Annotated in this window: 16 protein-coding genes and 1 tRNA gene; 12 read left to right on the top strand and 5 right to left on the bottom strand. The window is 57.6% G+C overall.

From position 1 onward, the window contains the following. Positions 1-6 precede the first annotated feature (6 nt). The 11 genes from DW133_RS05610 (at position 7) to DW133_RS05560 (ending at position 14,266) form a co-directional block, all read left to right on the top strand. Positions 7-82 (top strand) — tRNA-Arg (locus tag DW133_RS05610). 62 nt (positions 83-144) lie between these two features. Beyond that, a complete protein-coding gene (locus DW133_RS05605; protein ID WP_118275671.1) occupies positions 145-564 on the top strand; it encodes a gamma-butyrobetaine hydroxylase-like domain-containing protein in 420 nt (139 codons plus the stop codon). A gap of 5 nt (positions 565-569) precedes the next feature. Next, complete coding sequence (locus tag DW133_RS05600; RefSeq protein ID WP_118275670.1) at positions 570-1,337, top strand: class I SAM-dependent methyltransferase; 768 nt, start codon at positions 570-572, stop codon at positions 1,335-1,337. 156 nt (positions 1,338-1,493) lie between these two features. Then, on the top strand, positions 1,494-2,519 hold the full coding sequence (locus DW133_RS05595) for a Tim44 domain-containing protein (protein WP_147408880.1): 1,026 nt from the start codon (positions 1,494-1,496) through the stop codon (positions 2,517-2,519). A gap of 176 nt (positions 2,520-2,695) precedes the next feature. Continuing rightward, positions 2,696-4,078, top strand: coding sequence for a bifunctional UDP-N-acetylglucosamine diphosphorylase/glucosamine-1-phosphate N-acetyltransferase GlmU (gene glmU, locus DW133_RS05590; protein ID WP_118275668.1), 1,383 nt, complete (start codon positions 2,696-2,698; stop codon positions 4,076-4,078). A gap of 16 nt (positions 4,079-4,094) precedes the next feature. Next, entirely contained in the window at positions 4,095-5,924 is a 1,830-nt protein-coding gene (gene glmS, locus DW133_RS05585) for a glutamine--fructose-6-phosphate transaminase (isomerizing) (protein ID WP_118275667.1), read from the top strand. Between the two features lie 306 nt (positions 5,925-6,230). After that, positions 6,231-7,418, top strand: coding sequence for an efflux RND transporter periplasmic adaptor subunit (locus tag DW133_RS05580; RefSeq protein ID WP_118275666.1), 1,188 nt, complete (start codon positions 6,231-6,233; stop codon positions 7,416-7,418). 20 nt (positions 7,419-7,438) lie between these two features. Continuing rightward, positions 7,439-10,603, top strand: a complete 3,165-nt coding sequence (locus DW133_RS05575; protein WP_118275665.1) for an efflux RND transporter permease subunit — start codon at positions 7,439-7,441, stop codon at positions 10,601-10,603. A 15-nt stretch (positions 10,604-10,618) separates the two neighbouring features. Then, complete coding sequence (locus DW133_RS05570) at positions 10,619-12,070, top strand: efflux transporter outer membrane subunit (RefSeq protein WP_118275664.1); 1,452 nt, start codon at positions 10,619-10,621, stop codon at positions 12,068-12,070. After that, positions 12,067-12,642: a TetR/AcrR family transcriptional regulator gene (locus tag DW133_RS05565; protein ID WP_118275663.1), complete on the top strand. Its 576-nt coding sequence runs from the start codon at positions 12,067-12,069 to the stop codon at positions 12,640-12,642. The genes DW133_RS05570 and DW133_RS05565 overlap by 4 nt, the downstream gene beginning before the upstream one ends. Positions 12,643-12,856: 214 nt before the next feature. Further along, positions 12,857-14,266, top strand: coding sequence for a dicarboxylate/amino acid:cation symporter (locus DW133_RS05560; protein ID WP_118275662.1), 1,410 nt, complete (start codon positions 12,857-12,859; stop codon positions 14,264-14,266). A 45-nt stretch (positions 14,267-14,311) separates the two neighbouring features. Here the strand turns inward: DW133_RS05560 and DW133_RS05555 are convergent, their stop codons facing one another. The 4 genes from DW133_RS05555 to DW133_RS05540 all read right to left on the bottom strand — a co-directional run bounded on the left by DW133_RS05555 (position 14,312) and on the right by DW133_RS05540 (position 18,515). Further along, a complete protein-coding gene (locus DW133_RS05555; RefSeq protein WP_147408879.1) occupies positions 14,312-14,803 on the bottom strand; it encodes a GNAT family N-acetyltransferase in 492 nt (163 codons plus the stop codon). A gap of 64 nt (positions 14,804-14,867) precedes the next feature. Then, entirely contained in the window at positions 14,868-16,298 is a 1,431-nt protein-coding gene (locus tag DW133_RS05550; protein WP_118275660.1) for a DegQ family serine endoprotease, read from the bottom strand. A 186-nt stretch (positions 16,299-16,484) separates the two neighbouring features. Then, positions 16,485-17,852: an ATP-binding protein gene (locus DW133_RS05545; protein ID WP_118275659.1), complete on the bottom strand. Its 1,368-nt coding sequence runs from the start codon at positions 17,850-17,852 to the stop codon at positions 16,485-16,487. A gap of 6 nt (positions 17,853-17,858) precedes the next feature. After that, entirely contained in the window at positions 17,859-18,515 is a 657-nt protein-coding gene (locus tag DW133_RS05540; RefSeq protein ID WP_118275658.1) for a response regulator, read from the bottom strand. Positions 18,516-18,852: 337 nt separating this feature from the next. On the opposite strand from DW133_RS05540, the gene ppk1 reads away from it, so the two are divergent. Beyond that, positions 18,853-21,147, top strand: coding sequence for a polyphosphate kinase 1 (ppk1, locus tag DW133_RS05535; protein WP_118275657.1), 2,295 nt, complete (start codon positions 18,853-18,855; stop codon positions 21,145-21,147). Between the two features lie 97 nt (positions 21,148-21,244). On the opposite strand, the gene DW133_RS05530 is transcribed toward ppk1, so the two are convergent. Next, entirely contained in the window at positions 21,245-23,092 is a 1,848-nt protein-coding gene (locus tag DW133_RS05530) for a C69 family dipeptidase (protein ID WP_158571125.1), read from the bottom strand. Positions 23,093-23,104: the final 12 nt, after the last annotated feature.

Here is a 23,104-nt window from a genome sequence, read left to right as displayed (position 1 = left end):
CCGTTCGTCGCCGTAGTTCAACTGGATAGAATATGGCCCTCCGAAGGCTGTGATGTGGGTTCGAGTCCCGCCGGCGGCACCAGACAGATACAGTGTAAGAGCGCGCGCCGCAAGCGCGCTTTTTTTTCAAAGGATGTCCTGCAGATGGTGTTTCCCGTTGACATGAGCCTGCACAAGAAGAGCAAGCGCTTTGACATTGCTTTTGACGACGGACAGAGCTTTTCATTTAGCTTCGAATTTCTCCGTGTGTTTTCTCCTTCGGCGGAAGTAACGGGGCACACGCCCGATCAGGCCAAGCTGCAGGTCGGAAAGCGAGATGTGGACGTCAAGGGTGTTGAGCCGATCGGTCGCTATGCCGTTCGTTTTGTTTTCGACGACGGCCACGATTCCGGCATCTACAGTTGGGAGTATTTGCACGATATCGGCACGCGTCGTGACGAATTGTGGGAAGGCTATCTGCAGCAGCTCAAGGATGCGGGGGCAAGCCGTGATCCTGCCGATCCGGCCAATGTGCCGTTCATGCCCAAGCCCAAGGCGACTTGCCCGTCCAAACAGCACGGATAACAGACATGGCAGAAGAAAATCAGCGCAAGGCGAGTGAAACCGAAAAGCAGGTTGACTTCGGTTACCGCGCCGTGCCGGAAAGTGAAAAAGAAGAAGACGTCAAGGAAGTGTTCGAGTCGGTTGCCAAACGCTACGACTTGATGAATGACGTCTTGAGCCTGGGTCTGCATCGCTTGTGGAAGAGCACGTGCGTGTCGCTGTCGGGCGCCGCCGAAGGGCAGAAGGTTCTTGACATTGCTTCGGGCACCTGCGATATGGCGATTCGCTTCGGCGAAGCGGTCGGCAAGTCCGGCGAAGTCTGGGCGACCGACATCAACCACGAGATGATCAAGGAAGGTGTCAAGCGACTGAAGGCCGTGGGCTGCAAGGCGCATGTTGCGATTTGTGACTGCGAGGCTCTTCCCTTTGAGGACAATTTCTTTGATATTGCCGTCGTGAGCTTCGGCCTTCGCAACATGACCCACAAGGACCGCGCTCTTAAGGAAATGATGCGCGTTGTGCGTCCGGGCGGTCGCGTGGTGGTGCTCGAATTCAGCCGTTGCTGGAAGATCTTCAAGCCCTTTTACGACTTGTATTCCTTCAAGCTCATGCCGTGGCTCGGGCAAAAAATCGCGGGCGATGCGGAAAGCTACCGTTATCTGGCCGAGTCCATCCGTATGCATCCCGATCAGCAGACGCTTGCCAAGATCATGGAAGATGTGGGGCTCGATCGTGTGACTTGGAAGAACATGACTTTCGGCGTGTGTGCGCTTCACATCGGTCTCAAACCGTGATGAGAAGACAGTTTTGTTGAAAAACTTGCATACACATCAACGAAAACACCTGTTTTAAGGCTGACAGCGCATCCGTACAATTGGTAGCCGTTGTCCGCTGAAAAGGCAGGTGTTTTTTCGTGTGCGGACGTCAAAGAGAAACAGAGAAAGAAATCTATGAAAAAGCTTTTTGCCATTTTGGCTGTGGGTTTGGTGATGATGACGACGGCCATCGACAATGCCGAAGCCGCCCGTCGTTTGGGCGGCGGCATGAGTCTCGGTCGTCCGGCTCCGGCGCTGCGTCAAGCAACGCCCGCTCCGCAGGCTCCTGCCATGCGCCAGAATCAGACCAATCGTCAGAATGCAGCTCAGCAGCAAAACGCGGCAGGCGCTGGGGCTAATGCTGCCAAGCCCTCTATGATGCGCAACATCCTCATGGGTGCTGCCGCGGCTTTGGGCATCACCGCTCTTTTGAGCGCGCTCGGTCTTTCCGAAGGCGTCGGCCAGGTCATCATGGCTGTTTTGATGGCGGTGGCGCTTTACTTCGTGCTTCGCATGGTGCTCGGCTTCTTTGCGGGTCGTGCGGCGGGAGGCCGTGCCGGTACGGCAACGCGTCAACCCTACACTCAGCCTTCGCGTGAAGAACCTCAGGCGAGCTACCGTCAGACTCAGGCGCCTGAGGCGCCCGCTTCAGCCTCCGGAGCCGCCGCGGCATCTGCTTCCGTGATGCCCGAAACGATGGGTGCACGTCCTGGCAGCGTCATGGATATGTTTGCCCGCCAGAACGCACAGGCCGCTCAGGGCGAGGAAGCTCCCGCCCTCGAAGTGCCGGCCGGCTTTGATGCCGCGGGCTTTGAGTCGGTTGCCAAGGAAAACTTCGTGCGACTGCAGAAGGCTTGGGACACGGGCGACTACAACTCGCTGGGTGACTTCACCACCGATGATCTTTTCATTGAACTCACGCACAGCCTGCGTCAGCGTGGCGCTGCCAAGCAGACTTCCGAAGTTATCAATCTGGAAGCCAAGCTATTGGGCGTCGCGAAAATGGCAGATGCCAACGAACACATTGCTGTTGTTCAGTTCAAGGGCGCCATGAAGATCGAAGGAGAATTCGAAGAAGTCAACGAACGCTGGGTGCTCACCCGCAAGGACGACGATTCGAGCGGCTGGCTGCTTGCCGGCATTGAGCAGGTCTCCGCTTAATTTCTTTGGTTTTTTCCGAATCGATAACCCGTCAAAGGCTCAGGCCGGCGACGGGTTTTTCGTTGGCAGGCCACAAATTGCTGATCTGATGGCAGAATAATCCCGAAATTTCCAACCCCAATCCCGCCCGAAACCAACTGAAATTCAAAAGGGCGTCTCTTTTTAGGAATCGATTCATGATCAACGTCGTTATTCTCGCTGCAGGCCAGGGCAAGCGCATGCGCTCGTCCCTGCCCAAAGTGCTGCAGCCTCTGGCAGGTACGCCGATGCTCGGTCACGTGCTCGCAAGCGTCAAGAAGCTCGAAAGCGTCTCGCGCACCGTAGTGGTGGTCGGTTGCGGCGCCGAAACCGTCAAGAGCGCTTTTGCGCAGGAAGAAGGTCTGCGCTTCGTGCTGCAGGAACCGCAGATGGGAACCGGTCACGCACTGCAGTGTGCGCTGCCCGAACTTGACCCCGAAGCCGAATACACCCTGGTGCTGTTGGGCGATGTGCCGCTCGTACAGCCTGAAACGATTGAGCGTTTGCTGACGGCTGCCGGCGACGGCATGGCCATTCTTACGACCGTGCTGCGCAATCCCACCGGTTACGGTCGCATCTTGCGCCAGAAGGGCCGCATCGTGGCGATCGTCGAACAGAAGGATGCTACCGAAGGTCAAAAACAGATCCGAGAAGTCAACACCGGCATCATGCTTCTGCCGACGGCGCGTCTGCAGGGGTGGCTTTCCGAACTCAAGACTTCCAACGCCCAGGGCGAGTACTACCTCACCGACGTGATCGGACTGGCCGTGCGCGATGGCGTGCGCATCAATTCCGCGCGTCCTCGCCGCAGCTTTGAAGTAGAAGGCGTCAATTCCAAGACGCAGCTCGCGCGACTGGAAGGCATCTGGCAGGACCATCTGGCCGAGCAGCTCACCGAAAGCGGCGTGACGGTGCTTGATCCGTCGCGTCTGGATATTCGCGGCAAGCTGCAGTGCGGCGTTGATGTCGTGATTGATGTGGGCTGCGTATTTGAAGGCGATGTCAAGCTCGGCGACAACGTCTACGTCGGCCCCTACTGCGTGATTCGCAACGCCGAAATCGCAGCGGGTACCCGCATCGAAGCCTTTACGCATATCGACTCGGCTAAGGTCGGTCCCGACGCGAAGATCGGTCCGTACTCGCGCTTGCGACCGGGTGCCGAACTTTCGGCCAAGGTGCACATCGGCAACTTCGTGGAAATCAAGAAGTCCGAAATTGGAGAAGGCTCCAAGGTTAACCATCTCTCCTACATCGGCGACACGACGATGGGCTCGGGCGTCAATATCGGCGCGGGCACCATCACTTGCAACTACAACGGCGTCGAGAAGTTCCGCACGGTGATCGGCGACAACGCCTTCATCGGCTCGGGTACCGAACTGGTGGCTCCGGTGACGGTCGGCAGTGGCGCCACGATCGGTGCGGGCACGACGCTCACCCATAACGCTCCCGAGCAGAAGCTCACGGTGGGGCGTGCCCGTCAGACGACGATCGAAGGGTGGAAGCCGCCGGTTCCCGAAGGCTACACGTTCGTGAAGAACTGATCGCGGAGGCGAAATCATGTGCGGAATTGTGGCCGGCGTAGCCGGCAGGGACGTTGTTCCCGTTTTTCTGCAGGGTTTGAAACGCCTTGAATACCGCGGCTACGATAGCTGCGGCGTGGCGGTCGTGCGCAACGGCGAAATCGATCGCGCTCGCAGCGTGGCGCGCGTCAAGGACTTGGCTGAACAGGTACAGGCCGAAGGCATGCAGGGCACCGTCGGCATCGCGCACACGCGCTGGGCCACGCACGGCGGTCCGGTGGTGGCCAATGCGCACCCGCATATCGCGGGCAACCGCATTGCGCTTGTGCACAACGGCATCATCGAAAACTTCGCTCAACTGCGCGCCGAGCTTGAAGCCACGGGCGTGACCATGCAAAGTCAGACCGATACCGAAGTGTTGGCGCACCTGGTCAACTTCTACCTTGAGGACGATCTTCTGGAAGCGCTCAAAAAGGCGCTCTCGCGCGTAACCGGTGCTTATGCGGTGGCCGTTTTCGACAAGCGCCATCCCGAGCGCATCGTGGGCGCGCGCCAGGGTTCTCCCATGGTGGTGGGCTTGGGTGAAGGGGAAAATTTCATTGCAAGCGACGCCATGGCTCTGGTGGGGGTCACGGACAAAATCGTGTATCTCGACGACGGCGACATCGTGTCGATGACCAAGGACACGTGCGAAATTTTTGCTCGCACGGGTTCTGACACTTGGCAACCCGTCGAACGCAAGGCCGTTATCGTTCAGGCCTATGCGGGCGCGGCCGAGCTCGGCCCTTATCGCCACTACATGCAAAAGGAAATCTTCGAGCAGCCGCGCGCGATTGCCGACACGCTCGAAGGCGTCGAAGGCATCACGCCGACTTTGTTCGGCCCCGAGGCCGAAACGGTGTTTCGCGACACACGCCGCATCCTGATGCTGGCCTGCGGGACGAGTTTTTACGCGGCGCTCACGTCCAAGTACTGGCTCGAAGCGATTGCGGGTATCCCGGTGGATGTGGAGATCGCCAGCGAATACCGCTACCGTACCACGATCCCGGATCCCGGAACGCTCGTGGTGACGATCTCTCAGTCGGGCGAAACGGCTGATACGCTTGCGGCGCTCAAGCATGCGGTGGCGATGGGCATGACAAAGACGCTTGCCATTTGCAACGTGGCGCAAAGCGCATTGGTGCATGAGTGCCGGCTTGCCTACATCACGCGAGCGGGCGTCGAAATCGGCGTGGCGAGCACCAAGGCGTTTACGACGCAGCTGGTGGCGCTCTATCTTTTGACGCTGGTTTTTGCCAAGCTGAGCGGACGATTGGACGCTGAAAAGGAAGCGCAGGCGCTCTCGAGCCTGCGTCACATTCCGGCGGCCATGGCCGGGTGTCTGGCGCTCGAGCCCTCAATCATTGCGTGGGCCGAGCGCTTTGCCGGCAAGGAAGATGCGCTTTTCCTGGGGCGCGGCGTGCATTATCCGATTGCGCTCGAAGGCGCGCTTAAGCTCAAGGAAATCAGCTACATCCACGCCGAGGCGTATCCGGCCGGCGAACTCAAGCACGGTCCGCTGGCGCTCGTTGACGCCGACATGCCGGTGGTGACGATCGCGCCCAACGACGAGTTGCTTGAAAAGCTCAAGAGCAACATGCAGGAAGTGCGCGCCCGCGGCGGCGAACTCTACGTTTTTGCCGACGGCGACAGCGTGATTGAAGATACCGAAGGCATGCACGTGATCCGTCTGGCGGAAAACTATGGCGACTTGTCGCCGATCCTGCATATCGTCCCGCTGCAGCTTTTGGCGTATCACACGGCTCTGGCTCGAGGTACGGACGTCGACAAGCCCCGAAATCTTGCAAAGAGCGTCACGGTAGAGTAAACCTCCGTACAGCGAAAACTATCCCGAAGGCCGCCGAACGTCTATGAAGGAGTTCCGGCGGCTTTCTTTTTTAGCGTTAGCACGAATGTAAAGTTTGAACAGTTGGTACAACAAAAAGCAAAAATCTGACTAGAATTCTGAACGCTCGTTCAGTCTTGGTTGCTGAACCTTTATTCAGCTAAACGGAACGTAGTCCTGGGGCTATTCGTTCCATTTTGTGTTGGGACCGTATGAAAACGGCAGGCGACGTTGCTGTCCGGATGGGGCCTCGAAGAATTCCAAAAAAGCATTAAACGGAGTCTCATAATGACTTTGAAATTTCGCACGACGCATGTGCTGGTAGTTGCGGGACTTGCCGCGACCGCACTCACGGGCTGCCTTGACAAGGGAGGAAATCAGCAGCAGGCTGCCGCTACGCCTCAGGCCGTTCAAGTCGTCGTCCAACAGGTTGAACTTTCCGACGCAATCATCCGTACGGATGCGCCCGGTCGCGCGACGGCTTATCAGACGGCCGAAGTTCGCCCTCAGGTCAGCGGCATTCTGCAGAAGCGTCTTTTTGAAGAAGGTGCAATGGTCAAGGAAGGGCAGTCGCTCTATCGCATTGACCCGGCACTCTACAAGGCGCAGGTTGCTTCAGCGAAAGCCTCTTTGCTTCAGGCCCGCGCTAACCTGGCTTCGACCAAGGCCGATGCCAAGCGCTCCGCCGAACTTGTGAAGATCAATGCCGTGAGTCGTTCGGCCGACGATCAGGCTCAGGCGGCTTACAAGGTGGCCATTGCCAATGTGGAGGCTGCAAAGGCAGCGCTTGCGACCGCTCAAATCAATCTGGACTACACGGAAGTCAGAAGCCCGATTACCGGACGTGTCTCTTTGTCTGAAGTCACGCCGGGCGCATTGGTGACGGCCAATCAGACCAGCCGCCTGACGGTTGTGCAGCAGCTCGATCCCATCTATGTGGACGTGACGCAGTCCTTTGATGAGCTTTCCCGACTGCGTGAACAGGCTGCCAAAGGCCAGCTCAAAGTCAATAAGGACGGGTCGGCCGATGTTCAGCTGATCTTGGACGGCGACAAAACCTACAAGCACTTGGGTCGTCTTACTTTCAAAGACGCTCTTGTCGATGAAAGCACCGGCACGGTGCGCGTGCGTGCTGTGTTTGACAATCCCGACGGAGATCTGTTGCCGGGAATGTTCGTGCGCGCACGTCTGGTCGACGGCGTGCGTGAGAATGTGATCAAGATTGATCAGCGCGCCACCATGCGCCGCACGACAGGCGATCCGTACGTTTATGTGGTCAATGCCGAAAACAAAGTGGAAAGCCGCGATGTGGTGATCGGCGGAACCGAAGGCACCAACTGGATCATCAATAAAGGCCTCAAAAATGGCGACAAGGTCATTGTGGAAGGTCTGCAGCGCGTTCGTCCGGGTGCCCTCGTGCAGTACACCTTGGCGGGTGAAAAGCCTGCAGCCGCTCCGGCCCAAGCCGCGAAATAATCGACAGAGGATGACAGAGCATGCTTAGTCGTTTCTTTGTAAATCGTCCGATTTTTGCTTGGGTGATCGCTATCACCATCATGCTTGCGGGCGTACTGGCAATTTTTAACTTGCCGGTATCTCAGTATCCTAATATTGCGCCGCCTCAGGTTCGCGTCACGGCAACCTACCCGGGCGCTTCGGCCGAGACCATGTCACGTACCGTCACGCAGGTGATTGAGCAGAACATGACGGGTTTGGACGGTTTGATCTACATGAGCTCAAACTCCGACTCGACGGGCCGTATGACGATTACGCTCACCTTCGTGGCCGGCACAGACCCCGATATTGCTCAGGTGCAGGTGCAAAACAAGCTGTCGATGGCCGAGCCGACGTTGCCGGATACCGTCCGACAGCTGGGCGTTCAGGTGCAAAAGAGCTCGGCATCATTCCTGCAGGTGGTCGGTTTTATCGACACGTCGGGAAAGCTCACCTCGGGTGACCTGGGTGACTTTTTGACGAACAACATCGAAGAGCCGCTTGCCCGTCTGGAGGGTGTCGGCGAAGTGACGGTGTTCGGTGCCTCCTATGCAATGCGCATCTGGATGGATCCCGCGCTTCTGGTCAAATACGGTCTCGAAGTTTCCGACGTGATGAGTGCCATCAGCACGCAAAACGTGCAGGTGGCCTCCGGTGATATTGCCGGTCAGCCCACCAACGGCAAGCGCATGATCACGGCTACGATTCGAGCAAGTTCCTTGCTGACTACGCCCGAACAATTCGAGCAGATCGCTTTGAAGACGCTGCCCGACGGTTCCGTCGTTCGCATCAAGGATATCGGTGAAGTTTCCCTTGGTCAGGAAACCTATACCTTCCAAGGCCGATACGACGGTCAGCCTTCTTCGGGTGTGGCCATCAGCTTGAGTTCCGGCGCCAACGCTCTGGCAACGGCTGCCCGCGTTCAGGCAAAGCTTGACGAACTGCGTCCCTTCTTCCCGGAAGGCGTGGAAGCGGTGATTCCGTTTGACACGACGCCGTTCGTGCGCGCTGCCATGCATGAAGTGGTCAAGACTCTGTTGGAAGCCATCGTGCTGGTGGTCTGCGTGATGTTCTTGTTCCTGCAGAACTGGCGTGCAACGATCATTCCGACGATTTCCGTGCCGGTGGTGCTTTTGGGTACGTTCGCCGTCCTGGCGCTCATGGGCTACTCAATCAACATGCTCACGATGTTTGCCTTGGTGCTTGCCATCGGCTTGCTGGTGGACGACGCCATTGTGGTGGTGGAAAACGTCGAGCGTGTGATGATGGAGCGACGATGTGATCCGAAAACAGCTACGGTCGAATCCATGCAGCAGATCACCGGCGCTCTGATCGGTATCGCCATGGTGCTGTCGGCCGTGTTCGTGCCGATGGCCTTCTTCGGCGGATCCACGGGCGTGATCTATCGCCAGTTCTCCGTGACGATTGTTTCGGCCATGGCGCTTTCGGTGGTGGTGGCTTTGACGCTGATTCCGGCTCTTTGCGCCTCCATTCTCAAGCAGATTGAGCCGGGTCACGAAAAGGCGACGACCGGGTTCTTCGGCAAGTTCAATCAGGCTTTTGACGCGCTGACAAGCGGTGTGCGTGCATCGGTGCGCATGTTTGTCCGTCGCATTTCTCGCCTGCTGGTGCTCTACGCCGTCTTGATCGGCGCTGTGGTGCTGGGCTTTATGAAGATTCCGAGCGCCTTCATGCCGGGCGAAGACCAGGGCGTGCTGCTGATGATGCTGCAGACGCCGGCTTCCGCAACGGCCGAGCGTACGGACGTTGTGGTGGACCGCTTCCAGAGAGTCATTCGCGAGGCAGAGAAAAAGGACGTCGAACACGTGTTTACTGTGCGCGGCTACTCCTTTGCCGGTACGGGTCAGAACAACTCCATGGGCTTTATTAAGCTCAAGGACTGGTCTGAGCGCAAGGATGAATCGTCCTCGGCCAATGCCGTGATGATGCGCTCTCTCGGTACGCTCTTTTCGCCGGCCTTCAAGGACGCGCAGGGGTATGTGTTCCAGTTGCCTGCCGTTCCGGAACTGGGCGTGGCCGACGGTTTTGACTTCTTCCTGCAGGATCGCTCCGGTCAGGGGCATGATCGCCTGATGCAGGTCATGAACGAGTTCCTTGCCAAGGCCAACGCAGACCCGCGTCTGCGTCAGGTTCTCCATAACGGCATGCCCGACGCGCCGATGGTTCAGCTGAATGTGGACTACGAAAAGGCCCGTACGCTGGGGGTGTCTGAATCGCAAATCAATACGACGCTTAATGCCGCCTTCGGTTCGTCCTATGTCAATGACTTTATGGATCAGGGACGCCTGAAGAAGGTGTACGTGCAGGGTATTCCGGATTCTCGCGGTGAAGAGGCCGACCTTGCCAAGTGGCATGTCAAGAGCTCGATCAGCGGGCAGATGGTTCCCTTCTCGTCGTTTGTGACGACGAGCTGGACATCGGGTTCTCCGCGTCTGGATCGCTTTAACGCCATTGACGCCGTCAATATTCAAGGCAGTCCGGCTCCCGGCGTTTCTTCCGGTGAAGCCATGCAGGCCATCGAAGAGATTCTGCAGCAAATGCCGCACGGCTACTCCATCGAATGGAACGGCGTGTCGTATCAGGAACGTGTTGCCGGCAGCAATGCCGCTCCCTTGTATGCCCTTTCGGTGCTTGTGGTGTTCCTGGCTCTGGCGGCCCTGTACGAATCCTGGACGATTCCGATTGCCGTGATTCTGGTGGTGCCCACCGGCGTTGTCGGCGCTCTGGGCTTGACCTGGATTTGCGGCAAGGAAAACGACGTGTACTTCCAAGTGGGCTTGTTGACGACGGTCGGTTTGGTGTCCAAGAACGCCATTCTGATTGTGGAATTTGCCCGCGATCTGCATGATCAGGGGCAGGAATTGCTTGCTTCCGTGGTTGAGGCTGTCCGGTTGCGTCTTCGCCCGATTTTGATGACGTCTCTGGCTTTCGGTCTGGGCGTGTTGCCTCTGGCCATGGCCTCGGGCGCCGGCGCCGGAGCACAGTCGGCCATTGGTGTGGCTGTTTTGGGCGGTATGATCACGGGAACGTTCCTATGCATCTTCTTTGTGCCTGCGTTCTTCGTGTTGGTGACCCGTATTTTCTCGGGAAAGAAATCCCAACCGGTTGTCGCCGCCGAACCGAAGGCCGTGGAGTCTCAGGAATAAAAAATGAGGAAACAAATGCGTAAAACCTTATGTCTTTTGCCTCTGGCTTCGGCCTTGCTGCTTTCGGGCTGCATTTCCTTGGCTCCCGAGTACGAGCGTCCCGAGGCTCCCGTCGAGCAGGTTTGGCCGCAGGATGAGGCAACGAAAAACGCGGCGCTTCTGACAGAAGGGCTGCAGAAGTGGAGTGACTTCTTTACCGATGAACGTCTCACCAAGCTCATTGAACTTGGTCTGCAAAACAACCGCAGTCTGCGTTCGGCGTTCTATTCGGTTGAGCAGGCTCGCGCACAGTACAACGTAAGCCGTGCGGATCTGTTGCCGTCGGTGGCGGTGCAGGCCGAAGAGACGGCCGGCCGTACGCCTGCTTCAACGACCAGTACGGGGGTTGATGTCACGTCGCACACCTACTCGGCCAGTGCTGCGATGGCATCCTACGAGCTTGATTTGTTCGGACGCATCCGCAATCTGAACGAACAGGCGCTGCAGGCCTACTTCCAGACGCAGGCGGCTCAGCGCACGGCGCAGATGACGGTGATCACCGAAATCGCTCAGACCTGGTTGTCGCTTGGCGCCAGCAAGGATTTGCTCAAGCTCGCACAGGAGACATACGACAGCCAGTCCGAGAGTCTGAAGTTAATCCAGCAGAGCTACGAGCTCGGCGCTTCGAGCATGCTTGAGGTGCAGCAGGCCATGCAGACGGTGGCAACGGCCAAGGCCGCCGCCGTCCAGGCCTCCCGCTCGGTCGCACAGTACCGCAATGCACTGGCGACGCTTGTGGGCACCAAAGTGCCGGCAGAGCTTGAGCCCGAAGGTCTGAAGATGGACATCACCAAGCCGCAGGTGTCGGTGGCATCCAACATCCCGAGCGAAGTGTTGCTCGCTCGTCCCGATATCGCGTCGGCCGAAGCGGTTTTGCGTTCGGCCAACGCCAATATCGGTGTGGCTCGCGCCGCGTTCTTCCCGAGCATTACGCTTACGGGATCGGCCGGATCCATTTCGGGAGAACTCAACGAGCTCTTTAACGGCGGTACGCATACGTGGAGCTTTGTGCCCAATATCACGCTGCCGATTTTCACGGGCGGCGCGAACATTGCCAATCTGCGTGCGGCTGAGGCCTATCAGAAGAAGTCGATTGCCGACTACGAACTCGCCATTCAGACGGCGTTCCAGGAAGTGGCCGATGCACTGGCGACCGAAGGCACGGTTGCCGACGAACTTTTGGCGCAGCAGCAGTTGGCGGCTGCAACGGCCGAAACGCTTCGCTTGAGCGAAGAGCGTTACAAGAACGGCGCAGACAGCTATCTTGAAGTGCTCGACAGCCAGCGCTCGAACTTCTCGGCGCAGCAGGCAGTGATCAGTGCACAGCTGTCGCGTGCCGCCAGTCTCGTGACGCTCTACAAAGTGTTGGGCGGAGGTTCGCAGCTTGAGGAACCGGCCGAAACGACTCAGACGGCGGACGCGAAATGACCGTGTTGACGTCAGGAGCGGCGGGCAATCTGCGCGAGCAGATTCTGTCCGCCGCGGCTTCGTGTTTCCGTGAGCGCGGCATCAAAGCTACGAAGATGCAGGAGATTGCCAAACGCGCCGGCATCAGCGTGGGCAACTTCTACAACTACTTTGAGAACAAAGACGCCATCATTGACGAATTTGCACAGCGGGAAGTTGCTCGCCTTGCTCGCGAAATCGATGAAATTGTCAACGGCCGCGTTTCGCTGGAGGAGCAGAGGCGACAGTTTCGCGAGTCTCTGCGCAAACAGTTGGCAGTACAGCGCGCTCGTGTCAAAATTGAGATCCTCGAAGAGGCGGCCAGAAACAGCTCCATGGGTGAGATCGTCAAACGTTCGGATGCCCAGGTTCGGGAGTTGATCAAGAAAATGCACCGCAGCCGGTCTTCAGCGGAAGTTTCCGATGAAGAAATCGAGGTGATGGAGGAAATGGATATGGCTCTTGTGGACGGCATGGCGTTTCGTTTGATTGCGCATCCGGAACTCGATATCGAACGCATGATCAACGCCATTGTGAAAACCGTTATCCGCTGATTCGCTAAACTGCACGCTGATGGCTCTCTTCTGAGAGAAACTGCTTGGTTTCTTTGATGAAAAGCACCGGTATCTCAAAAATATCGGTGCTTTTCTCTGTGCCGGTGTGCCGGAAACCGATGCTGCTGAGAAAATCAACCCTTGCGGGCTTTGCGTGCACCATTGGTGTGCCCAAAGCTATTCGACTGATTTAACACGGAAAAATCTCATACCTATGACTGAGACAACCGCAAATAAAAAGACGCCGATCTACAAGGTGCTGTACTTTCAGGTGATTTGCGCGATTCTGATCGGCGTTTTGCTCGGTCATTTCGCTCCGCATATCGGCGAAATGATGAAGCCTTTTGGTGACGGCTTCATTAAGTTGATCAAGATGATCATCGCTCCGGTGATCTTCTGTACCGTCGTCACCGGCATTGCCGGCATGGAAGACATGAAAAAGGTGGGCAAAACGGGCGGTCTCGCTTTGCTTTATTTTGAGATTGTCTCGACGATCGCTCTGATCGTGGGTCTTTTTATCGTCAACGTTGTGCAACCCGGCGTGGGCATGCACGTTGATCCGGCTTCCTTGGACAGCAAGTCGGTTGAAGCCTATACCAAGCCCGGCCAGATGCAGGGCACGGTGGATTTCCTGCTGCACATCATTCCTTCGACCGTCGTGGGCGCCTTTGCCGAGGGTGAGATTCTGCAGGTGCTCTTCTTCTCGCTGCTTTTCGGTTTCGCGCTGCACAAGATGGGCGGACGCAATACGCTTGTTTTTGAAATCATCGACAAATCTTCGCGAGTTCTTTTCCAGATCGTTGGCATGATCATGCGCGTGGCGCCATTGGGCGCGTTCGGTGCCATGGCTTTTACGATCGGTAAATATGGGCTCGACTCGCTCATTCCGCTTGCCGAACTCATGGGGACGTTCTATCTCACCTGCCTGCTCTTCATTTTTGTGGTGCTGGGCCTGATCTGCCGCTGGCACGGTTTTTCCATTTTGCACTACATCATGTACATCAAGGAAGAACTCCTGATTGTGCTCGGCACAAGTTCTTCGGAATCGGTCTTGCCGCGCATGATGGACAAGATGGAAAAGGCAGGCGTGACAAAGTCGGTGGTTGGTCTGGTGATTCCGACGGGCTACTCCTTTAACCTGGACGGCACGGCGATCTATCTGACGATGGCCGCCGTCTTTATTGCGCAGGCCTGCGACGTGCAGATGACGCTTGTGCAGCAGCTCACACTTCTGGCTGTGCTGTTGCTCACCAGCAAGGGCGCCGCAGGTGTCACCGGCTCGGGATTTATCGTGCTGGCAGCCACGCTCTCTGCCGTGGGCCACGTGCCGGTGGCCGGTCTTGCTCTGATTCTCGGCATCGACCGCTTCATGTCGGAGGCGCGCGCCATCACCAACATGATCGGCAACGGTATTGCCTGCATCGTGGTCGGTCACTGGTTGAAGGAAGTCGATAACGACGCTCTGAAAAAGACGTTGGGGTCTTCGGTATCCAAAGAAATCAAGCATGCCGAAGATAACGTACGCGATGATCCGGAAACGATCGGTGTGACTGCCGACATGCACGAGCGTGCCGAGCATCTCGATGAGACGCACTATGGAAAGGAACATCCGACTTCCAAGTAGTCTCTGACGAAAAAAGTTGTTTCACGCAAAAGGGTCGCCGCTTTGTCAGCGGCTTTTTTGCATCCTGAAGTTCAGCAAGACGATTGTGTGTGAACGGCCTTCATGCGTGTACGTGCGCGTCACCCGATTGGGCGTGACGACGGTATAGCCGCTTTGCTCGAAAAAGGCCCGCGCGGTCAGAGAGGCGTAGACGGTAAACGTGGAAACGGGGCGCTCAATGGCGGCTTCCGCTTGTGCGAGAAGTGCGGACCCGATGCCTTCTCCTTGCCGGTGAGCTGCGACAAAAAGGCGGTCGATAAGGCCGGTTTGAGGTTTGCAGTCGACAAAACCCGTAAGCGATCCGTTGTCGTCAATGGCCACAAACGCGGCTTTGCCGGTGAAGGAGTCGAGCCACATGGCGGGCGTTACGTCTTCTTCGCGCAGCCAGGCGGCGACTTCTTCTTCGGAATAGTCGCGGCGGTTGACGGTTTTGACGGTGTGGCGGAAAAGCGCGAGCGCGGGCTCGGCGTCGGCAGGCAGAAACGGGCGAATAAGCATGGATTGAAACGCAAACGGCAGCGAGGAGACGCTGCCGTTTTGCGAAATCACTAGGAGAAGATTATTACTTCAGACGAACCGGAATGAAGATGCGGCCGTCGCGGCGCTGCACCAACACACGCAGGTTCTTGTTCTTTTCGAGAACACGCGCCAGGTCGTCGGTCTTCTTGATCTTAACGCCGTTGACGTTGACGATGATGTCGCCTTCACGGATGCCGGCCTTGCGGGCGGCGCCCGTCGATTCGGTGACGAGCAGACCTTCGGTTTCGGCCTTGGCTTTTTCCTCATCGTTGAGAGGACGCACTGTTACGCCGAGCTTATTGGCGGCAGCAGTCTTGGAAGCGTTCGATGAAGCGCTCTCGTTGGGAGCTTCCTCAACTTTGACGTCAAGCGTCATGTCCTTGTTGTTGCGAATGATGGAAAGTTTGGCGATCGAGCCCGGTGCCATACTGCCGATGATGACCGGCATGTCGACGCTGTCGTCAATGGCCCTGCCGTTAACGGCCGTAATGATGTCACCTTCCTGCAGACCGGCTTTTGCAGCAGGACCGTCTTTTTCAACCTGGCTCACGATAGCGCCCTTGGGCGTCTTCATGCCGAAACTTTCCGCAAGATCCTGCGTGACGCTCTGGATCACCACGCCGATACGGCCGCGTGTGACCTTGCCGTTTTTCACGAGTTGATCCTTGATCTGCATGGCCAGGTTGCTCGGAATGGCAAACGACAGGCCCATGAAACCGCCGGAGGTAGAGAAGATCTGGGAGTTGATGCCCACGACTTCACCCTTCATGTTAAAGAGCGGACCGCCGGAGTTGCCCGGATTGACGGCCACGTCGGTCTGGATGAAGGGAACGTACTGATCGCTCGGCAGCTTGCGGCTCTTGGCGGACACAATGCCGGAAGTGACCGTGTTGTCCAGACCGAAGGGACTGCCGATGGCGGCCACCCATTCACCGACCTTGAGTTCATCGCTGTTGCCCATCGTGAGGTAGGGCAGATCCTTGGCGTCGATCTTGACGACGGCAATGTCGGTTTTGGCGTCAGAACCGAGCACCTTGCCCGTGAATTCGCGGTTGTCGGTCAGACGCACCTTGATTTCGTCGGCGCCGTCAACAACGTGGTGGTTGGTGAGAATCAGACCGTCGGCGCTGATGATGAAGCCCGAACCCGTGCCGCGGCGTTCAGGTTCCTGACGGGGACCGCCGCCAAAGGGGAAGGGAAAGCCAAAGCGGCGGAAGATTTCCGCGTGGCGTTCGTCAAAGCCAAACGGATCGGCGCCTTCAACGACGCGGGCTTCGCGCACGGTGGAAATGTTCACGACGCCCTTGCCGTATTTTTCAACGAGCTGAACAAAGTCGGGCAGCTGGGTCGTGGCGACGGTTGTCTGCGGGGCCAGGCCGCTGGCAACGGCGGGCGTCGCGGATAAAAGAGCGCCGGAAAAAGCAATGGCGGCAGCGGTAATCACTGCGGCAGGCTTGAGCGTTTTGGTGAACATTTTCTTTTATTACTCCGGTATCGAATGTCGGGCGCGCGAATCTATCCAAGGGCTATGCAACGCGCTCTGTCGGCACTCGTATGTTAAGTTGCGGCAAACGATAAAGGAAAAAGGCGTCGATGAATGTGGGGAACTGTGGCCGTCGGGTTAAATTTGTAACAAGGCACGCACAGCACCATGAATCGTTCACAGTTTGGCTGCTTGATTGGCGGCCGGACACAGCGGAATGCGAACCAAGAACTGGGCGCCGAATCCTTCGGGCTCGCCGTCGTGCGGCGGACGAACAAAGCCGTCGTTGATCGTAATGGTGCCGTTGTGCATTTGCACGATGCGGCTGACAATGGCAAGCCCTAAACCGGTGCCGGACACTTTGGTGCCGAGCGCGCGATAAAAGCGCTCGAAGACGCGGGTTCGTTCTTCGGGAGCGATGCCCGGACCGTTGTCGGTCACCGTAATAACGGCATGACAATCGCCGTCGTCCCGCACGGCGACTTCAATGCGTCCTCCTTCAGGGGTATAACGAATGGCGTTGTCCGTAAGGTTGGTGATCATCAGCCCAATGGCGTCCTTCATGCCGAGCATGGTGACGTCGGTGCAGTTGTGCGTGAGCGTGATGCCTTTGGCTTCGGCCGACACGGAGAGCTCTTCGACCGAGGCTTGCGCCACGGCCGCCAGATTGAATTCGCTCATGGGCTTGTCGTGGGCATCCGGATCAAGTCGGGCGATGGTAAGAAGCTGCTGCACGAGGCGGGTGGCGCGCGCTACGCCTTCCTGCAGGCGCGAAGCGTATTTGGCGCGCGTTTCCGGATCCTTGGCGCGGGACAAAAGCTGCGCCTGAAGCTTGATGGCCGCCAGAGGCGTGCGCAGTTCGTGAGCGGCGTCAGACGCAAAACGCTGCTGGGCGCTTAACGAATCGCCTAAGCGTCTCATCAGCGAATTGATGGCATCAACGAGGCTCTTTAATTCGTAGGGCAACCCTTCGGTGTCGATCGGCGTCATGCTCGAGGGCGAGCGTTTGGCCACGGCACGTGCCGTGCGGTTTAATGGCTGAAGCGCCTGCACGATCACAAACCAGATGGCAATCGCCAAAAAGGGAATCAAAATGAACATCGGCTGAACGATGTTCATGGCTGAAGAAACGGCCAGACGGTCGCGTACGTCCATGGGCTGCGCCACCTGCACAATTTTGGTGCCGACTGTGGCGGTGAACTGTCGCCATTCGGTGCCGGCCTCGTCCTTGATGTCGCTAAAACCCACGCTTTCGGCCAAAGGCAACGCATCCGTGCGGCGCGACAGGTAGACGCGGTTGGTGGAGGCGTCATAAATCTGCACCAGAAAGCGCATCTCGGGTGACTGTCCGACAAGAATCGTATGTTTGATGTCGTTGTCACCGCGCTCAATCAGCTCGAGCGCGGTGTGCCGGAGCTGTTCGTCAAAGAGTCCCGATAATTCCGAGCGCGTGGAGTGATAGGTGGCCCAAGAGGCCACAAGTCCCGCGACAATGAGCGCCGAAACGAGCGTGAACACGATTCGGCTGCGAATGCTGGCGGCCATGCGAAACTAGGTCTCAAGCAGGTAGCCCACGCCGCGCACGGTTTTGATGGCGCTGTCCGAAAGCTTCTTGCGCAGGTGGTGGATGTGCACTTCGATCGTGTTGGAGCCCACTGCCGAATCCCAGTCGTAGAGCTTTTCTTCGAGCTGACCGCGGGAGAGCACGACGCCCGCACGATCGGCCAGGGCAACGAGAAGGGCGTATTCCTTGGACGAGAGCAGCACCGGTTCGCCGTTGTAGAACACTTCGCGGGTTTCGGGCTTGATGAGAAGTTTGCCGCGTTCGATCGTGGGCTCACTTCGGCCCGCCGAACGGCGCAGCAACGCGCGAATGCGTGCGGAGAGCTCATCAAGGTCAAACGGCTTGATGAGGTAGTCGTCCGCACCGGCGTCAAGACCCTTGACGCGGTCGGACACGGTATCTCGGGCCGTCGTCACCAGCACCGGCGTGTGGATGCGGCGCGAGCGCACTTCCTGCAGCACGCTGATGCCGTCTTTGCCGGGAAGGCCTAAATCCAGAATGACAAGAGAAAACGGAGTGGTGCGCAGTGCGATCAGAGCGGAATTGCCGTCCTGCACCCAGTCGACGGCATAGCCTTCGGCTTTGAGCCCGTCGACGACACCTTCGCCGATCATTTGATCGTCTTCAACCAGAAGGATTCGCATCGTTGGTTACTTTCGTGTCAAACGTCCGTGCGGCGGCGCCTTTTCTTGGACGCAAAAACACCCCGCACCGGCGGTAAAAATGAAGTTGCCCAATAATAACGCGAAAGCTGTCCGGTTCGCCCGTCAAATTTTGTCTTATACGACAAAACGTTCCATGTGAAACATCAAACCGCAAGCGTGGGAACGATGCGGAAAAAACAGGGGAAAACGCTTGAGTGACCGACAGATCGAAGATCGGCGCGATCGCGGGCAAAAGGCTTGTAATAAAATCGAAAAATTAGCGCCACAAAATACGACGTCACGTTCGTATTTACACTAGCCATGAGGGAGAGAAAAAGTGACTGAAAGCGACGCAGAAAAGATTCAACAACAAGCGAAGCAGCCGGAAGTTCCGACTCCTGACCAGAAACAAGAGATAAAGGCGGCAGCGGTAAAGACCGCCCCCGTCAAGAGCAGCCGCAAGACGGCGGCCAAGAAGACGACAAGCGCCGCGAAAAAGACGACCAAGGCCGTCAAGGAAGAGAAGGCGCCGGCCGCGGTCAACCTGGATTCCCCGTCTCTGTACACCAATCGCGAAATCAGCTGGATCGAATTCGATCGCAAGGTGCTTGAGACGGCCGAAGACCGCAAGGTGCCGCTCCTGGATCGCGTCAAGTTCCTGGCGATCTTCTTCAATAATCTTGACGAGTTCTACATGGTGCGCGTGATGAACCTGCAGCGTCAGGCGCGCAGCAACGTGCTGCCGACGGGGCCCGATAAGATGCCGCCCGCCAAGCAGCTCGTGGAAATCCGCCGCCGCGTGGGCGAACTTCTGGATGAAGCCGAAGAACTGTGGCTCAAGGATCTCAAGCCCGCTCTTGAAAAGAAGGACGTGCATTTCATCACGTACGACGAACTCACGGGCGTGCGTCGGCAGATGGTCGACAAGTACTTCGAGACCGAAATTCTGCCGGTCTTGACGCCTCAGGGAGTGGACGCCGGACGTCCCTTCCCGATGATTTCGAGCCGCAGCATCAACTTCGTGATTGAACTCCGAAGCACTGACCCAAGTGACGAGAAGTCCTACTTTGCGCGTCTCAAGAACCCGAACAACGTGCCGCGCTTCCTTTTCGTGCCCAAGGATCTGACGGGCGAAGAGACGATTGACTTTGCTTCCGGCGACGGCGACATCCTCATGATGGAGGATCTCGTTGCCAACCGCATGGGCATGCTCTTTCCCGGCTACAAGGTGAAGAACTACGGCATGTTCCGTGTCACCCGCAACACGGATGGCGAAATTGAAGAAGACGAAGCCGACGATCTGCTCGCGGCCGTGCGCGACTATGTCGAACAGCGCCGCTTCGGCTCCATCGTGCGTGTGGAACTGGCCCGCGGCATGCCGCTTGCGCTTCAGGACTTCCTGATCAGTCATCTGGACGTGCATCCGTCTCAGGTGGTGCGCCTGAAGATGCCGCTTGCCTTCAACGACTTCATGCGCTTGATGAAGATCGACAAGCCCGCGCTGAAGTACCCGCCTTTCCGTGCCAACACGCCCAAGCCTTTTGATCCGGAAGAAGATCTCTTTGCCGAAATCCGCGAACGCGATCTGATGGTGTTTCACCCGTACGACAGCTTCGGCTGCGTGCTGCGCTTCCTGCGTCAGGCGGCCGTGGATCCGGACGTCGTTGCCATCAAGCAGACGCTGTATCGCTGCGGCAGCGATTCGCCCGTCGTGCGTGCGTTGCTGGAAGCACGCCGCCGCGGCAAGCAGGTGACGGCTGTGGTCGAACTCAAGGCGCGCTTTGACGAAGAGCAGAACATCAACTGGGCCGAAGAGCTTGAACGCGCGGGCGTCAATGTTGTCTACGGCTTTGCCGGTTTGAAGATTCACGCCAAGCTCTGCTTGGTTGTGCGCCGTGAGTCCAAGGGCATGCGCCGCTATGCGCATATCGGCACGGGCAACTACAACGCGTCTTCGGCAAAGATCTACACCGACCTGGGGCTCTTTACTGCACGCGATGATATCTGCAGCGATGTGCAGGATCTCTTTAACGTGATGACTGGTTTCGGCGTGATCGACAATTACCGCCGTATCTTCGTTTCGCCCAATCATCTGCGCGCCAACATTACGCGCCTGATTCGGGAAGAGGCGGAAATTCATCGTGCCAAGGGCGGCGGCCGCATCATCATGAAGTGCAACCAGCTCGTGGACCAGGGCATCGTGCGCGAGCTCTATGAAGCAAGCCGCGCCGGCGTCAAGATCGAATGCGTGGTGCGCGGCATCTGCTCGCTGCGCCCCGGCATCAAGAACGTGTCCGAGACGATCAGCGTGCACTCGATTGTGGGCGAATTGCTCGAACACGCACGCATCTACTACTTTGAGCACGGCGGCGAACCTGTCATGTACGTGGGCAGCGCCGACATGATGACGCGCAACTTGAACGGCCGCATCGAAGTGCTCACACCGGTGCTCGACAAAAAGCTCATGGACAACATCTTGAAGCAGATCGTCAATCCGCAGCTTGCCGATAACACGCATGCGTGGGAGCTCTTAAGCGATGGCAGCTACAAGAAGATCAAGCGTGAGGCGGGGGCCGTTGCGATGGATTCGCAAAGCCACATCAAGCGCGTGCTCAATCTCCTGAAGCGATAAGCCGGCACTGAAAGCGCCAAAAGAAACTCCCCGACGGAAATTTCGCCGGGGAGTTTTTTTAAGGAGGGCCCGTCGGAGACGGGACCGAGGCAGCCGATTAACGGTCGTGACCGCGTTCGGCGTTGGAGTACTTCTTGTTGGTCTGTCCCTTGACCGGAACGGTGTCAAATGCGCAGATGCGCTTGCCGCTCGTGTAGGTATACAGATACGTATCCCAGACGGCGCCGGCCATCATGTACTTGGTCAGATCTTTCTGCGAGAAGCTGATCACCAGATCGGTCTTGCCGTCGCCGTTGACGTCTTTCTTTTCAAAAGCCTTCGGCTTGGCAAGATTGCTCATGACAACGGCGGCAACCGTGGAAGCGCGGCTCGGACCGGCAAAGGTCTTGTCCTTGTCGATCGTGGTGGCGTCCAGGAGCGTATCGGACAGAAGCGCAATCTTGACGTTAGCGTCGCTCTTGGGATCCAATTCTTTGGCAAGAACGACAATCTTGTGCGGTGCAATCGAAGCAAGGTTGCGATCAACGGCACCCTGGGCTTCCTGCATCTTCTGAACGTTGAAGTTGTGCAGGATGTCAAGCGCTTTCTGCTTGGAAACCTTCATGGCAGCCTTGGCTTGGGCATGAACGGCAGCGCGATCGCCCATCCAGCCGTCTTCGAGCGTCTTGATCATGTCCCGCGTGGGCATCTGATCGCCCCACTGATACTCAAGCACGTTGGCGTGATTGATAAACGGAGTGGATGCGAATTCAGCGTGGTAGCTAAAGCGCTTGTCCTGAGCGTTGAACTGCTCGGCGGTAGCTTCCTGCCAGGTCATGAAGTTGGCGTTGGCTGCCGGTTTGGCAAGCGGATATCCCGGCACGTAAGGCGTTTCGCACGGACGAGCATAGGCGCGGAAGGCCGTGATGAATTCGGGATCCGGATCGAGCTCGAAGACGACCGATTCGTGAGAAGTCGGACGGCACGTGCCGAAGCCGTTGTGGTGGTACCAGCCCGGATCGTCGCCGATGGTCGGTTCATGCAGTCGCAAAATGGCTTTGACGTCATCGACGCTGAATTTGCGATCAGGCGTGACGCTGTACGGGAACTGTTCCGGATCGGTGATCTTCTTGCCGGTGATGTAGTTCCAGGCCAGTTCGTTGCGGCTGCGGTTGTATTCGGCGGCGCGTCTTTCCGGCGGCTGAACGGCCAGACGATAGTTGAAGTCGTTGTAGACGCCGGCTTTGGCGGGCTTGTAGCGGCCGTTCTGAATCGAGCGCTCGATGAGGCCCGGGGCGACGATCACGTTCTTTGTGTCGGTGGCGTCCACTTTGCCGATCATGAAGTTGTTCGGGATGTAGACGATTTCATTGTCCTGAACGCGGCGTGCCACCCAGGTGTTGCCTTTGTGAATGGCGATCTGCCAGGCTTCGTTCTTATCGGCCACCGTGTAAGTGCGGCCTTCGGAGAAGTAGCCGTATTCGCCGAGCAGCTTGATGGCGATGTCGATGGCTTCCTTAGCGGTGTGAGCGCGTTCGGCCATCAGACGGCGTATGCCGTAGCCGATGCCGCCGTCCTTAAGTTTCTGATCGTTGTCGTAGATGCCGGTGCAGGCGTTGGAAACGATGACGACGCCGGCGTCATTGACAAAGCCGTCGGAGAAGGACGAGCCGTTGGGGTCGAGCGTCTGAGACCAATAAAAGCCCAGCGTTTCGGGAACCTGAGGAATCTTGGCGGCCGTGGGTTCGTACGTGATCATTTCGCCGGCTTTGTGCTTGGCAGGCGGTACATAGTACTGAGGATTGAAAATGCGACCGCCGTTGTCTTCGTTGTGTCCGACGATGATGTGGCCCGTTGCGGAGACGGACTTGCCGACGATCACGGTGGAGCAAGCAAAGGCGTTGACGGAAATGGCTGCGACTGCGGCCGAGATGGCGCAGGCGAGAAGCGATTTGCGGAAGGTCATTTCTGAGTTCTC

This window comes from Sutterella sp. AM11-39, from assembly GCF_003472385.1.
GTDB classification, from domain to species: domain Bacteria; phylum Pseudomonadota; class Gammaproteobacteria; order Burkholderiales; family Burkholderiaceae_F; genus Duodenibacillus; species Duodenibacillus intestinigallinarum.
This window is presented reverse-complemented; position numbering and strand designations above follow the sequence as displayed.

Excerpts from the sequence above, each read along its gene's own strand:
- DW133_RS05560 (WP_118275662.1), top strand. The coding sequence starts at position 12,857 with ATGACTGAGACAACCGCAAATAAAAAGACGCCGATCTACAAGGTGCTG.
- DW133_RS05595 (WP_147408880.1), top strand. The coding sequence starts at position 1,494 with ATGAAAAAGCTTTTTGCCATTTTGGCTGTGGGTTTGGTGATGATGACG.
- glmS (WP_118275667.1), top strand. The coding sequence starts at position 4,095 with ATGTGCGGAATTGTGGCCGGCGTAGCCGGCAGGGACGTTGTTCCCGTT.
- DW133_RS05545 (WP_118275659.1), bottom strand. The coding sequence starts at position 17,852 with ATGGCCGCCAGCATTCGCAGCCGAATCGTGTTCACGCTCGTTTCGGCG.
- DW133_RS05600 (WP_118275670.1), top strand. The coding sequence starts at position 570 with ATGGCAGAAGAAAATCAGCGCAAGGCGAGTGAAACCGAAAAGCAGGTT.
- DW133_RS05550 (WP_118275660.1), bottom strand. The coding sequence starts at position 16,298 with ATGTTCACCAAAACGCTCAAGCCTGCCGCAGTGATTACCGCTGCCGCC.
- DW133_RS05570 (WP_118275664.1), top strand. The coding sequence starts at position 10,619 with ATGCGTAAAACCTTATGTCTTTTGCCTCTGGCTTCGGCCTTGCTGCTT.
- DW133_RS05580 (WP_118275666.1), top strand. The coding sequence starts at position 6,231 with ATGACTTTGAAATTTCGCACGACGCATGTGCTGGTAGTTGCGGGACTT.
- glmU (WP_118275668.1), top strand. The coding sequence starts at position 2,696 with ATGATCAACGTCGTTATTCTCGCTGCAGGCCAGGGCAAGCGCATGCGC.
- DW133_RS05530 (WP_158571125.1), bottom strand. The coding sequence starts at position 23,092 with ATGACCTTCCGCAAATCGCTTCTCGCCTGCGCCATCTCGGCCGCAGTC.
- DW133_RS05575 (WP_118275665.1), top strand. The coding sequence starts at position 7,439 with ATGCTTAGTCGTTTCTTTGTAAATCGTCCGATTTTTGCTTGGGTGATC.
- DW133_RS05555 (WP_147408879.1), bottom strand. The coding sequence starts at position 14,803 with ATGCTTATTCGCCCGTTTCTGCCTGCCGACGCCGAGCCCGCGCTCGCG.
- DW133_RS05605 (WP_118275671.1), top strand. The coding sequence starts at position 145 with ATGGTGTTTCCCGTTGACATGAGCCTGCACAAGAAGAGCAAGCGCTTT.
- DW133_RS05565 (WP_118275663.1), top strand. The coding sequence starts at position 12,067 with ATGACCGTGTTGACGTCAGGAGCGGCGGGCAATCTGCGCGAGCAGATT.
- DW133_RS05540 (WP_118275658.1), bottom strand. The coding sequence starts at position 18,515 with ATGCGAATCCTTCTGGTTGAAGACGATCAAATGATCGGCGAAGGTGTC.